Annotated in this window: 8 protein-coding genes and 1 tRNA gene; 7 read left to right on the forward strand and 2 right to left on the reverse strand. The window is 59.2% G+C overall.

Annotated features, from left to right (window positions below):
* Positions 1–65: 65 nt before the first annotated feature.
* The 7 genes from BN874_RS09695 to BN874_RS09725 all read left to right on the forward strand — a co-directional run bounded on the left by BN874_RS09695 (position 66) and on the right by BN874_RS09725 (position 10916).
* The gene (locus BN874_RS09695; RefSeq protein WP_268258824.1) at positions 66–2171 is read left to right on the forward strand and encodes a two-partner secretion domain-containing protein; all 2106 of its coding nucleotides are present in this window, start codon (positions 66–68) and stop codon (positions 2169–2171) included.
* Positions 2171–4459 carry a CHAT domain-containing protein gene (locus tag BN874_RS09700; RefSeq protein ID WP_051497668.1) on the forward strand — a complete coding sequence of 763 codons (2289 nt, stop codon included), beginning with the start codon at positions 2171–2173 and terminating at the stop codon, positions 4457–4459. The genes BN874_RS09695 and BN874_RS09700 overlap by 1 nt, the downstream gene beginning before the upstream one ends.
* A 388-nt stretch (positions 4460–4847) precedes the next feature.
* On the forward strand, positions 4848–7364 hold the full coding sequence (locus tag BN874_RS09705) for a two-partner secretion domain-containing protein (protein ID WP_034432597.1): 2517 nt from the start codon (positions 4848–4850) through the stop codon (positions 7362–7364).
* A 36-nt stretch (positions 7365–7400) separates the two neighbouring features.
* Entirely contained in the window at positions 7401–8129 is a 729-nt protein-coding gene (locus tag BN874_RS09710) for a DUF928 domain-containing protein (protein WP_034432600.1), read from the forward strand.
* A 328-nt stretch (positions 8130–8457) separates the two neighbouring features.
* Positions 8458–9852 (forward strand): DUF4921 family protein, encoded by a 1395-nt coding sequence (locus BN874_RS09715; protein WP_034432602.1) that lies wholly within the window; start codon positions 8458–8460, stop codon positions 9850–9852.
* A 165-nt stretch (positions 9853–10017) separates the two neighbouring features.
* The gene (locus BN874_RS09720) at positions 10018–10749 is read left to right on the forward strand and encodes a LytR/AlgR family response regulator transcription factor (RefSeq protein WP_034432605.1); all 732 of its coding nucleotides are present in this window, start codon (positions 10018–10020) and stop codon (positions 10747–10749) included.
* A 91-nt stretch (positions 10750–10840) separates the two neighbouring features.
* Positions 10841–10916: transfer RNA gene (locus tag BN874_RS09725), tRNA-Thr, on the forward strand.
* A 294-nt stretch (positions 10917–11210) separates the two neighbouring features.
* On the opposite strand, the gene lpdA is transcribed toward BN874_RS09725, so the two are convergent.
* Positions 11211–12644 (reverse strand): dihydrolipoyl dehydrogenase, encoded by a 1434-nt coding sequence (gene lpdA / locus BN874_RS09730; protein WP_034432606.1) that lies wholly within the window; start codon positions 12642–12644, stop codon positions 11211–11213.
* A gap of 37 nt (positions 12645–12681) precedes the next feature.
* Positions 12682–13452: 2-oxoglutarate dehydrogenase complex dihydrolipoyllysine-residue succinyltransferase (gene odhB, locus BN874_RS09735; protein ID WP_154724846.1), on the reverse strand; the 771-nt coding region annotated here is incomplete at its 5' end.

Raw genomic sequence — 13452 nt, forward strand, 5'->3', positions numbered from 1 at the left:
TCAATACCCTATCGTAAGTTGGCATCAAAATTATAATTAAATCTATAGAGAAATGGTATAACATTATTGGCCGTGTCACCGGCGGGCAGTCTTCATTCATTGACGGCACGATTCGCTCGACCATTCCGGGGGCGAATCTGTATCTGCTCAATCCAGCCGGAGTCCTGTTCGGGGAACATGCCACGCTGGATGTGCCCGGTTCGGTGCATGTCAGCACGGCGGATGACGTGCGGCTGAGCGACGGTGGCCGGTTTGACGCTCGCAGTCCGGCCAACAGTGTGCTGACCGTTGCGCCGGTTGCGGCCTTCGGCTTTTTGGGCGACATGCCGGGCAAGATCACCGCAACCGGCAGTTTCCTGCAAGTACCCGAAGGGCAAACCCTGTCCTTGATCGGCGGCGATATCAGCTTGAGCAACGCCACGCTGTACGCCCCGGCCGGACGGATCAACCTGGCGGCGGTCGGCTCGGCGGGCGAGGTGCTGCCGACGGATACCGATTTAGCGATGCCGGGCTTTTCCCGGCTGGGCGCGATTTCGGTGGAACGCACGGCGACGGAACGCCGAAAAGTGGGCGAGGCAGAGCTGGGCGATATAGACGCCAGTGGCCAGAGCGGCGGCGCGATCTTCATTCGTGGTGGGCAATTCGTAGCGCAAGGCCGGTCGCTGACGCAAGCCAACACTACCGGTGATCAGGATGGGCGCGGCATCAGCATTGCCGTGGATCGTCTCGCGTTGAGCGGCGGCAGCCGCATCCAGTCCAACACTTCCGGCACCGGACGCGGGGGTGATATCAATGTCACTGCCACCGAAGAGGTGACGATAGACGGCGCCTACTTCGACGCCGGAGAGGAAAGCCTTAGACCCTCCGGGTTGACCACCGATGCCCTGTCAGACTCCAGCCAAGCCGGTAATATCACCCTCAGCACCACTCGCCTGTCGTTGACCGGCGGTGGCGCGATTACCTCGGTCGGGCGAACCGACAACGGTGATAGCCGCGCCGGTAATCTGAACATCACCGCCACCGAATCGATAGCGATAGACGCGATTAACCCGGATTATGTCGGTAATGTGGACATAACGGGTCTATCCACTGCGGCTCCATACTACGCCGGCGATATCACGATCAAGACCGCCCGCTTGTCCTTAATGGGCGGCGGCGCAATCTCCTCGTTCACTTGGGGCAATAGCGATGCCATCGTGCGGGGCGGCGATATCAACATTACTGCCACTGAATTTATTACCATTGATGGCCCGAATTCGAATCTACTTGCGGATAATTATGGACCTATCACCAGCCCCGGCGCTGGATCTGGCAACGCCGGCAATATCACCCTGAATACCGCCCGCTTGTCGTTGACAGGAGGCGGCGTTATTACCTCCACCAGTTATGGCGTTGGGCGCGGCGGTAATCTTAATGTCACCACTACCGATTCAGTCATCATCGCGGGTTACGGCGATGACCCTAAAACTGGCTACCACTTTATATCGGGACTGAATACGGCGGGTTACGAGCAATCCAGCGATGCCGGTACTATCACGCTGACTACCGGAAACCTGTTGATCGACGGCGGCGACATTGTCGCCAGTTCCCTGCTGGCTTCCGGCGGCAACATCACTGTCAACGCTGACCATCTCAAACTGATCAACGGTGCTGAAATCAGCTCCTCGGTATTCGGCAACGAATTGAGCAAGGGCGGCAACGTCACCCTCAATAGCACCAACATCATTGCGCTGAACGGTGGCAGTATCACCGCGAAAGCCCAGCAGGGCAAAGGCGGCAATATCCTGGTCAATGCTGACGTGTTCCTGCACGACGCCGCCAACGTTGGCGACATACTCAACGCCTCGTCGCAAGTCATCGGCAACGACGGCACGGTGCGAAACAATGCCCCCACCACTGACCTCAGCGGCAGCTTGACGGTGTTGCCGGCCAACTATCTCGACGCCGCCACGCCACTCAGTCGGCGCTGCGGAGAGGGCGACCCGGACGCCCGCAGTCGTTTCACCGTGCAAGGGCGAGGGGTGTTACCACCCGCGCCGGATGAAGCGTTGCCCGCACCCGCCGGGAAATGTCAACCCGCGCCCGCTGCCCCACCCGCTGCGGCCAAAGCGCTGGAAGCCCTCCATACCGCCGCATCCGATCCGCTATTGGCCCGCTTCGGAGGCCGCTAATGCCCCGCTCCACGTCCCAAACCTTTTGTTCCCTCCTGCTCGTCAGCCTGCTGGCCGTGGTGCCGCTCGCATCGTCGGCGGTCACTGAGGAAACCTTGAATCAACCAGCCGCCGCTGCTCTGCAACGCGGTCAGTTCGAGCAAGCGGTGCGCTACGGGCAAGCCGCCAGCGCCGCTGCTACCCAATCCGGCGACCTCGCCCAACAGATTGACGCTCTGCTGCAACTGGCTGACGCCTATCAGGCGCTGGGCCACTACCGCCATGCCCTTGCTGCCGTGCGCACTGCCGAGCCGCTAGCCGAGTCTCTCGCTGACCCCGTTCGTAATGCGGCTGTCGCCGGAGCGCTGGGCAAAATTCTGTGGCTGACCGGCGCGACGGATGACGCCCGCCGATCATTGGCAAGCAGCGTCACGCTGGCCCGCCAGGCCCATGCGCCGCAAATCGCCGCTGCCAGCCTGAACCATCTCGGCAATCTGGCCGCCGAACAGGGCGACCCCCACGCCGCCCGCGTTGCCTATCAGGACAGCCTGACGCTGGCCCGGCAAGCGCAGGACCCGGCGCTCACCGTGACGGTGCTGATTAATGCCACCCGTCTCGCTGCCAAGGAACACGATCCGCACCCCGCAGAAACACTGCTGGCCGAGGCCACCGGTTTAGTGCAAACCCTGCCCGCCAGTCACGACAAGGCGTATCACCTGCTCGCCATGGGTCAACTGCGCCGCACCCTGCTTGGCGTTTCGACTTCGCAACGCACTCAGGCTGCGCAGGATGACTTCACCGCCGCCGCAACCCTCGCCCGGCAACTGAATGATCAGCGCAGCCTGTCCTACGCCCTCGGTTATCAGGCCCAGTTGCAACAGGAGGGTCGCCATCCCGCCGAGGCGCTGACGCAGTACCGGCAAGCGGTGTTTGCCGCCCAGCAGGTCGAGGCGCCGGAATTGCTCTACCGCTGGCAATGGCCGATTGGCCGCTTGCTCAAGGCGCAGGGCGACCGCGACGGCGCAATTCTGGCTTATCAGCAGGCCGTGGCGAATTTGCAGGCCATTCGCCAGGATTTCGCGCCGGGCCGAACCGGCGGTTCGATTTCATTTCCGGCCAGCGTCGGCGACGTCTACCTTGAACTGGCCGATTTGCTGCTGCAACGCGCCGCCCAACAAGTCCCTTCCGCCGCCCGCGAAACCGATTTGCTGGCCGCCCGCGATACGATGGAGGCGCTGAAAACCGCCGAGGTCAAGGATTACTTTCAGGATGAATGCGTGACGGCGCTGCAATCACGGATCACCACGCTGGATCGTCCGCCGCCGCACACGGCGGTGGTTTACCCGATCCTGCTGCCCGACCGGCTGGAACTGCTGCTCCAATCACCCCAAGGCATCCAGCAGATCACGGTGCCGGTAGACCGCGAGACTTTCATCGCCACTGTTCGCGAGTTCCGGCGCTCTCTGGAAAAGCGCACCAGCCGCGAGTATCTGCCGCCGGCGCAACAGTTGTACGGCTGGCTGATTCGGCCCTTGCAAGGTCGATTGGACACCCAGCAGATCGAGACGCTGGTGATCGTGCCGGACGGGCCGTTGCGTACCATTCCTATGGCAGCCCTGCACGACGGCCAGAACTTTCTCATCCGCGACTACGCTATCGCCACCACGCCGGGATTGACCCTGACCGATTTGCGCCCGATTCCGCGCCAGAAGATTCAACCGCTATTGAATGGCCTGACCGAGGCCCGACAGGGTTTTCCGCCGCTGGACTATGTGCAGAAGGAATTGGCCGCCATTCATGCCGTGTATGGCGGCAAGGTATTGGAGAACGAGAATTACCGCCTGGCGAATATGCAACAGGAATTGAAAGAAACGGCTTATTCCATCGTTCATATCGCCTCGCACGGCCAGTTCGCCAGCGACGTGCGTAATACGTTCCTGCTGACTTTCGATGACAAGCTGACGATGGATCGGCTGGAGCGCTTCATGAGCCTCAGCCAGTACCGCGATCAGCCGGTGGAACTGCTGACCCTGAGCGCCTGCCAGACCGCTGCTGGTGACGACCGCGCCGCGCTGGGTTTGGCCGGCGTCGCGGTCAAGGCCGGTGCTCGCAGTGCTTTGGCGACCTTGTGGTTCATTAACGATCAAGCGTCGTCGCTGCTGGTAACGGAGTTCTACCGGCAGTTGCAAAACCCGAATCAGTCCAAGGCCAAGGCGTTGCAACAGGCGCAACTGCAATTACTGTCGGATCGCCGCTATCAGCATCCCGGTTATTGGTCGCCGTTTCTGCTCATTGGGAATTGGCTGTAATGGAATCTCACTCCTCTCTGGCCTACGGTTTCAAACTATGCTGATGCTACGTGCCACCCCTCCTTGTTCAATGCGGGGAAAACTACCTTACGCTGGCATCAACAAACTTGCAGGAAACGCCATGCAGACCTTAGAGCAACAAATCAGCCGCCCGCACGAAAGCGTAAAATCAGTTGGAGCGACACCCCGCTCTACGGCTTATGGCAAGACCGCGAAGAGATGGCAGACCCAGCAGCCTATGTCCGCCATCTGCGGAGGCCACGCTTTTGATTCTGGTGGATACCGACGTATTGATTTGGATTACGCGAAAAGACCCGCAAGCCAGCGCGTTCGGACAGCTTCGATGATGATCTCGCCATTTCCGATGTGACCTATTAAGGAAAAGATCATGCTGTATCCCAAGCATTGGGTATTCATTAGTCTGGGGACGTTGCTGGCCTTCGCCGCCCACGGCGCAGTAACCACGGACGGGTCGTTGGGCCATGCCGGTTCCCTGTCAGGCCCAAATTATCAGATTACGCCTGACTTGGGCCAACAACGCGGCGGCAACCTGTTCCACAGCTTCGGCCAGTTCTCCATCAAAACCGGCGAAAGCGCCACCTTCAGCGGCCCCAATTCCGTCAGCAACATCATCGGCCGGGTCACGGGTGGCGCGGCGTCGCTGATTGACGGCACGATTCGCTCGACCATTCCGGGGGCGAATCTGTATCTGCTCAATCCAGCCGGAGTCCTGTTCGGGGAACACGCCACGCTGGATGTGCCCGGTTCGATGCATATCAGCACGGCGGATTACGTGCGCCTCAGCGACGGTGGCCGGTTTGACGCTCGCAGTCCGGCCAACAGTGTGCTGACCGTTGCGCCGGTTGCGGCCTTCGGCTTTTTGGGCGACACGCCGGGGAAGATCGAGGTCAACGGGAGTTTCCTGCCAGTCCCGGAAGGGCAGACACTCTCCTTGATTGGCGGCGATATCAGCTTGAGCAATGCCACCCTCTATGCTCCAGCCGGACGGATCACTCTGGCGGCGGTCGGCTCGGCGGGCGAGGTGCTGCCGACGGATACCGATTTAGCGATGCCGGGCTTTTCGCGGCTGGGCGCGATCTCGGTGGAACACACGGCGACGGAACGCCGAAAAGTTGGCGAGGCAGAGCTGGGCGATATAGACGCCAGCGGCCAGAGCGGCGGCGCGATCTTCATTCGTGGTGGGCAATTCGTAGCACAAGGCCGGTCGCTGACTCAGGCCAACACTACCGGTGATCAGGATGGACGCGGCATCAGCATTGCCGTGGATCGCCTCGCGTTGAGCGGCGGCAGCCGCATCCAGTCCAACACTTCTGGCACCGGACGTGGGGGTAATATCAATGTCACTGCCACCGAGGAGGTCATGATTGAAGGCGCCTACTTTGACGCTGACGCTAAAAGGCTCAGACCCTCCGGGTTGATCGCCGATGCGCTATCGGACTCCAGCGATGCCGGCAATATCACCCTCAGCACCACCCGCCTGACCTTGACCCGGGGCGGCGCGATTACCTCCATCGTATGGGATGGCAACGGTCGCAGCGGCGATCTCAACATCACCGCTGCCGAGTCCATAAACATAGACGCGATCAACCCCGACTTCGTCGGCAACGTCGATCTTCTTGGCTTGTCCAGCACCGCTGCACACTATGCCGGCGAGATCCACGTCTCAACCGCCCGCCTGACCTTAATCGGCGGTGGTGCGATTAACACCTTCACTTGGGGCGACGGTGCCGGGCGGGGCGGCGATATCCACATCACCGCCAGCGAATCCGTAACCATGGCGGGTCCTCAATCGCTTGTACTCGCAGATATCTATGGAAGTGGCAGTGCGGGCAATGCCGGTGACATCACCCTCACCACGGCTCGCTTGTCCTTAACCGGTGGTGCCGAGATTTCTTCCAGCATCTGGGGTGCCGGACGCGGCGGCAACATCGACATCACCGCCGGCGAGTCGGTCATCATCGACGGTTCCGGTTATGACGCGCCTTCCGGCTTCCATTTTTTATCAGGGCTGTTCACCAGTGGCTATGAAACGTCTACCGGCGATGCCGGCAGCATTCGTCTCAACACCGGCCACCTGACTTTAACCGGAGGCGGCCAGATTGCCTCGCTCGCCATGAACACCGGTCGCGGGGGTGATTTGAACCTTACTGTGACGGAGGCGGCAATCATAGGATCTGATGCAGTCATCAGCGTGACATCCAATACCAGCAATGCCGGCAATATCACCCTCACCACCCCGAACCTGTTGATTGACGCTCGCGATGATGCCAGCGGCGGTGGGGGCAATATTGCTGATATTGCTGGTATTTTCGCCAGTTCCCTACTGGCTTCCGGCGGTAATATCACCCTCAATGCCGACCATCTCAAGCTGATCAACGATGCTGAAATCAGCTCCTCGGTATCTGGCGACGAATTTAGCAAGGGGGGCAACGTCACCCTCAATAGCACCAACATCGTTGCGCTGAACGGCGGCAACATCACCGCGAAAGCTCAGCAGGGCAAAGGCGGCAACATCACTGTCAATGCCGCCGTGCTTTTGCATAACGCCACCGACGTAAAAGATGTCCTCAACGCCTCGTCGCAAGTCATTGGCAACGACGGCACGGTGCAAAACAATGCCCCCACCACTGACCTCAGCGGTAGCCTGACGGTGCTGCCGGCCAACTACCTCGACGCCGCCACGCCACTCAGTCGGCGCTGCGGAGAGGGCGACCTGGACGCTCGTAGCCGTTTCATCGTGCAAGGACGAGGGGCGTTACCGCTCGCCCCCGACGAACCAGCCGCCGCCCGGGTTAGCAGTTGTCGCTCCGAATTCCCAACTCTTGCCAGCACTACGCCGCCTGCACTGTTAGCAACCGTCACGCCGAACTTCGACGATCAATGATGCTTGGAAAAACCACTGTTTCAGGAGATTCCCACCATGAACGCTATCCATTCCAACCTGCTGATCGGTTTAGCTCTGGCGCTGTCCATGGTCGCCATGCCCGCCATCATCCAAGCCCAATCCACCCCACCGGCTGCGGTGACTCCTCCGCTGACTGCGACTCAGGCCCCGGTTTATAAGCCGCCGATGCTGGGCGCTCCCGCTACCCGAGTCGGCGGCGCCAGTCGGGGCACCCAGGACAGTGGGCTGATTCTCAGCGTGCTGGCTCCCGAAAGCACCGGCCTGACCAGCCGCGCCCAACCTACGTTGTACTGGTACATTTCCAAAGCTTTGTCCGCGCCGCTGGAATTCACCCTGAACGATGATCACTCGATCAAACCGCTGATAGAGATAAAGGTGAACGCTTCCCAACCGGGCATTCACGCCCTGCGGCTTAACTACCCGCTCAAACCGGAAGTAGAGTATCAATGGTCACTCGCCGCCGTGGCCGACCCCGACCAGCGCGCCGGCGACACCCTTGCCAGCGGCACGATCAAGCAGCTTCAACCATCCGCGCCGCTTACCGCCCAATTGAAACAAGCCAGCCTGCGGGAGCAGCCATTTCGGTACGCCCAGGAAGGCTTCTGGTACGATGCCATTGCTACGTTGTCTGAGCAGATTGACGCCCATCCGGCGGATCGCGGTTTGCGGGAACAACGGGCCGCGCTGTTGGAACAGGAGGGATTGAAAACCGCTGCCGCCTATGATCGGGAAGTGAGACCTTGAGTTGAACCACGGTATCAAGGATCAGCGCTACGGTAGCGGTGTAAAAACGTGGGCGACCTATTTTCAGATGCAGCATTTTATCCCGAGGGAATGCACAGCCAAGATTTTTGAAGACTTGGTAGTTACAAATAGTCAAAGCAAATTGGCAATTTAAAACTGAAGATGTACGAATTAGACTAAGAAGACTATATCCATCATTTAAAGATTGACTGAGTACCAGGAGGTGGCGTATGGCAACGAAACTATCTAATCGTTTAAACAGCGAGTAAGCGATCTGTACTCCCCAACCCGGGGACACTTGCCACAATGAAATGAGGTGATCATCCACATGCTACCGCAGACCATTCCCGAATCCAGCTATCTGATGCGAATGGCCGACGGGACCATCAAGCAGGTCAACCCGTTTACTGGGACGGAAGTGTGGACTGTCCCCGGACGGGGCAACCGGCCGCTGGGAGCAAACTTGCCCCCACCTAACCCTCTCGATCCGTCCCAGATGGATGCCCACTGCGCATTTTGCGCCCGGCGCTACCTGGATACCCCACCTGAGAAGGCGCGGCTGGTCAAGACTGGGAATAAATACACCACCCTGCGCCATCTTCAGGTGGACGAGCTGTCCGACACCGTGGCCGAATTTCGCCGTGTCCCTAACCTGTTCGAGATTGTTTCTTTCGACTACTGGCAAAAGAATTTTGGTTACCGGCTCCCGGATGCCATCGAGTTGCATAAGCGTCACTATCTGGCCTCGGTCGCCGGCCGCCAACATGTCCTCAGAATGTCGGAACAGCGGTTGAAAGCCGCCGGGATCGATGAATCCGCCTGGGATCGGATGTCCCTGGACGAGCGGTTACAGTTCGCTAACGCCTTCTTTGGCGGTGGCCATGAGGTGATTGTCGCCCGACGCCATTTCGTCGACGGCGCCACTCACGACAACCAACTGGCGTCTTCTGGAACCCTGACCCCGGAAGAACACTACCAATACCTGCGCTTTACCATTGACGCCACTCGTGACATCTATCTCAATAACCGCTATGTCCGCTATGTGACGGTGTTCCAGAACTGGCTAAAGCCGGCTGGTGCGTCCTTCGATCATCTCCACAAGCAACTGGTGGCTATTGACGAGCGTGGGGTTCTGAACGAAATGGAACTGCAGCGGGTCCGGGTCAACCCCAATCTCTACAACGAAGCCGCCGTCAATTTCGCCGCCTACCGCAACCTGGTGGTGGCCGAAAACGATCACGCCATCGCCTATGCCGGCTTCGGCCATCGTTATCCCACTCTGGAAATCTTCTCCAAGAGTGAGCGCAGCCAACCCTGGAACCACTCGCCGGACGAATTGCGCGGCATGTCCGATCTGGTTCATGCCTGCCACGCCGCAACCGGGACCGAGATTCCCTGCAATGAGGAATGGTCATACAAGCCACCCGATGTGGATGTGCCCATGCCGTGGCGGGTACTGATCAAGTGGCGGATATCCACTCCCGCCGGGTTCGAAGGCGGAACCAAGATCTATGTTAATACTCTCGATCCGGAAACCCTGCGCGACCGGGTGGTGCCGCGGCTGTTCCAGCTCAAGAACGAGGGCCGGATCGCGCCGATGAAGATCGCTTTCGAGTGCGCCTGCGTACCTAACTGCCTGCGGTATAACCCTGCGGTGCGGCAGCAGGAATCCCCCCATCCCGAATTCCCGCCATTATCGGATGGGCGAAATCGGGAGGGGTGACCGGAACAGATGGTAGGCTCAGGCTATGCCACTCTCGAACGCTCCTATTTTTGGTGGAAACGTGACATGGGCTTCCATCCCGTGCTGTGTCGTGGGTCGGTTGAGGAATTTTTCTGTTTGAAATTTATACGCTGGTAGCATCGGTTTTCTTTGCTGGAATTCGTTATGAACGTGCTGATCGTTGACGATGAACCCCCTGCTCGCGACCGGCTGCGCGACCTGCTCAACCGTCTTCCCGATTACCAACCGTGTGGCGAAGCCAGCAACGGCGCGGAAGCGTTACGGCTCGCGATCAGCGTACAACCCGACATTGTGTTGCTGGATATCCAGATGCCAGGCTTGGACGGATTGGAAACGGCTCGCCGGCTTGCTTTGCTCCCCCAACCGCCTGCCGTCATCTTCGTCACCGCCTATAGTAAACACGCACTGGAAGCCTTCGACACTCACGCCGTCGCTTATCTACTTAAGCCGGTGCGGCTGGAACGGCTGGAGCAAGCACTGGTCAGCGCCTGCCACATCAATCGGGCGCAACTGTCTAACTTGGCTGCGGTACACACCGAAGCGGGCCGTACTCATGTCTGCGCCCGTCTCGGCCAGCGACTGGCATTGATTCCACTGGCGGACGTGTTCTATTTCCAGGCGGATCAGAAATACGTCACGGTCCGTCACCGTCATGGCGAGGCGCTGATTGAGGAATCACTGAAAACGCTGGAACAGGAAATCGGAAGTCGGGGCGTGCGGGTGCATCGCAACGCGCTGGCGATGGCGGCACAAGTAGCCGGTCTGGAGAAGGCGCCGGACGGCGGCTGTGCTTTGAGCTTCCACGATATTCCTGACCGACTGGAGGTCAGCCGCCGTCACCTTCCCGCGATCCGCTTGTTTCTACGAGATATTTGATGGTGGATCGGGCACTCAGATTTTAAGCTAACAACGCCAACCTTGTTTCTCAAGGGCAAGTTAGCTATAATTTATGCCCTTAATTTCCCCAGCCGGGATAGCTCAGTTGGTAGAGCAGCTGATTCGTAATTAGCAGGTCGGAGGTTCGACTCCTCTTTCCGGCACCAGATAAAACAAGGGCTTATCGAGTTTAACCGATAAGCCTTTTTTGATTATTACTATGGGTAATATCAATTCCCATCAGGTTTAGCGATTTCGCAGTCTGTGGGTCGGGCTTCAGCCTAACTCTTTAATCTTTTAAGCGAAAAGAGTCAGGCTGAAGCCCGACCCACAAACGGTTTTGCTTTGCTAAACGGGGAGTTCACCACCATCCGTCTTGAGCGACCCGCTCTACAAGAACCCTCGAAGAACATCAAAAAGGCGCTTATCGCGCCTTTTTGATGACCGCCGCTGACTCAAAATCAGGTGTTTATCTTATGCAGAGCGCGACCGTGGACGGACAAAGCTGCCTCGTGCATCGCCTCATACAGAGTCGGATGGCCGTGGATAGTCCGTGCCAGATCCTCGCTGCTGGCATTGAATTCCATCGCCAGCACTGCCTCTTGCACCAGCTCCGATGCGAACGGACCGATAATATGGCAGCCCAGCAGGGTGTCGGTTTCGGCATGAGCCAACAGCTTGACCATGCCGTTGGCGTGATCCATCGCTTTGGCACGACCATTGGCACTGAAGGGGAAAGAGCCGATTTTGTACGGGATGCCCTCAGCTTTCAGCGCCTGTTCGGTCTTGCCCACCCAAGCGATTTCCGGGCTGGTGTAGATCACCCACGGAATCGTGTCGTAATTCAGATGACCGGGCTGGCCGGCGATGATCTCGGCCACCATGACACCCTCCTCGGAACCCTTATGCGCCAGCATCGGCCCGCGCACCACATCACCCACCGCGTATACCCCCGGCAGGTTGGTCGCGCAATGCTCATCCACATGGATGTAGCCGCGTTCGCCGAACAGCAAACCGGATTCGGGTGCAGCAACATCATCGGTATTGGGCCGCCGCCCCACTGAGACCAGCAGTTTTTCGACCATGATCTCGTGATCGCCGTCCTTGTCCTTGAAATGCACCTCGACGCCATTAGCGGTCTTCCGGGTCGCGATGACCCGGGCACCCATGTGAATATCCATTCCCTGTTTCCTGAACTGACGCAGGGCATCGCGGGCGATCTGCTGATCCACTAGCGACAGAAAATCCTCGACCGCTTCCAGCACAATGACTTTGGATCCCAACCGGCTCCATACGCTGCCCAGTTCCAGACCGATTACGCCGGCACCGATCACGCCCAGCGTCGCCGGCACCTGGCGGAAATCCAAAGCACCGGTCGAATCCACAATCAGCCCCTCGGCGTTGTCTACCGGCGCTGCGCCAATATCAATCGGCCGGGAGCCGGTGGCGATGATGACGTTATCGGCGCTCACCACATCCACCACACCGTCATGGCCGGTGATTTCAACCTGCCGATTAGCCAGCAGCTTGCCGTGGCCCTGTAGCCACTCCACCCCGTTGGCCTTGAACAGGGCACTAATGCCGTTGGTCAGTTGCAGCACGATGTCTTCCTTGCGCGCCATCATCTGGTCGAGATCCAGTCGAACCCCCTCAACGTGGATGCCGTGGTTGGCAATGCCGTCCTTGATATGATGATACTGTTCAGAGGATTCGAGCAGGGTCTTGGATGGGATACAGCCCACGTTCAGACAGGTGCCGCCCAGCGCCGGATCGCCCTTGAAGTTGATCCATTTCTCCACGCAGGCGGTTTCCAGCCCAAGCTGCGCGCAGCGGATCGCCGCCACATAACCGGCGGGACCGCCGCCAATGACGACTACATCGTAAGTCTTGGCCATGCTGATACCCTGGAGTGCTTGGTGAGAGAGGAGGAGTTCAGACGCTGAGAACCAGCCGCGCCGGGTCTTCAATACATTCCTTGACCGTGACCAGGAACGTCACTGCCTCGCGCCCGTCAATGATGCGGTGATCATAGGAATGCGCCACATACATCATCGGCCGGATCACCACCTGACCGTTCTCCGCCACCGGTCGATCCTTGGTCGCGTGCATCCCAAGGATGCCGCTCTGCGGCGGATTGAGGATCGGGGTGGACATCAGCGAACCGAACACCCCGCCGTTGGTAATGGTGAAGGTGCCGCCGGTCATCTCCTCAACCGTCAGCGAGCCGTCTTTGGCTTTCTGGCCGAATCCGCCAATGGTGCGCTCAATCTCGGCCAGACTCATCTGGTCAGCGTCGCGCAGGATCGGCACCACCAGCCCGCGTGGTGAGGACACCGCGACGCCAATGTCGTAGTAGCTGTGGTAAATAATGTCGTTGCCGTCAATCGAGCCGTTGACCGCCGGATAGCGCTTGAGCGCCTCGACCACTGCCTTGACGAAGAAACCCATAAAGCCCAGCCGCACCCCATGCTTTTTCTCAAACTCATCCTTGTAACGGGCGCGCAGATCCATCACCGGCTTCATGTTGATCTCGTTAAACGTGGTCAACATCGCGGTGGTGTTCTTGGCCATCAGCAGCCGCTCGGCGACGCGGGCGCGCAACCGGGTCATCGGCACCCGCTGTTCCAGCCGGCCCAGTGCATCAGGCGCGACCGTGTTCATGTGGATATTGACCCCTCCTCGATTTCCAAGAATGTCCAGGTG

The organism is Candidatus Contendobacter odensis Run_B_J11, from assembly GCF_000531125.1.
GTDB classification, from domain to species: domain Bacteria; phylum Pseudomonadota; class Gammaproteobacteria; order Competibacterales; family Competibacteraceae; genus Contendibacter; species Contendibacter odensensis.

Excerpts from the sequence above, each read along its gene's own strand:
- BN874_RS09700 (WP_051497668.1), top strand. The coding sequence starts at position 2,171 with ATGCCCCGCTCCACGTCCCAAACCTTTTGTTCCCTCCTGCTCGTCAGC.
- BN874_RS09705 (WP_034432597.1), top strand. The coding sequence starts at position 4,848 with ATGCTGTATCCCAAGCATTGGGTATTCATTAGTCTGGGGACGTTGCTG.
- BN874_RS09710 (WP_034432600.1), top strand. The coding sequence starts at position 7,401 with ATGAACGCTATCCATTCCAACCTGCTGATCGGTTTAGCTCTGGCGCTG.
- BN874_RS09715 (WP_034432602.1), top strand. The coding sequence starts at position 8,458 with ATGCTACCGCAGACCATTCCCGAATCCAGCTATCTGATGCGAATGGCC.
- BN874_RS09720 (WP_034432605.1), top strand. The coding sequence starts at position 10,018 with ATGAACGTGCTGATCGTTGACGATGAACCCCCTGCTCGCGACCGGCTG.
- lpdA (WP_034432606.1), bottom strand. The coding sequence starts at position 12,644 with ATGGCCAAGACTTACGATGTAGTCGTCATTGGCGGCGGTCCCGCCGGT.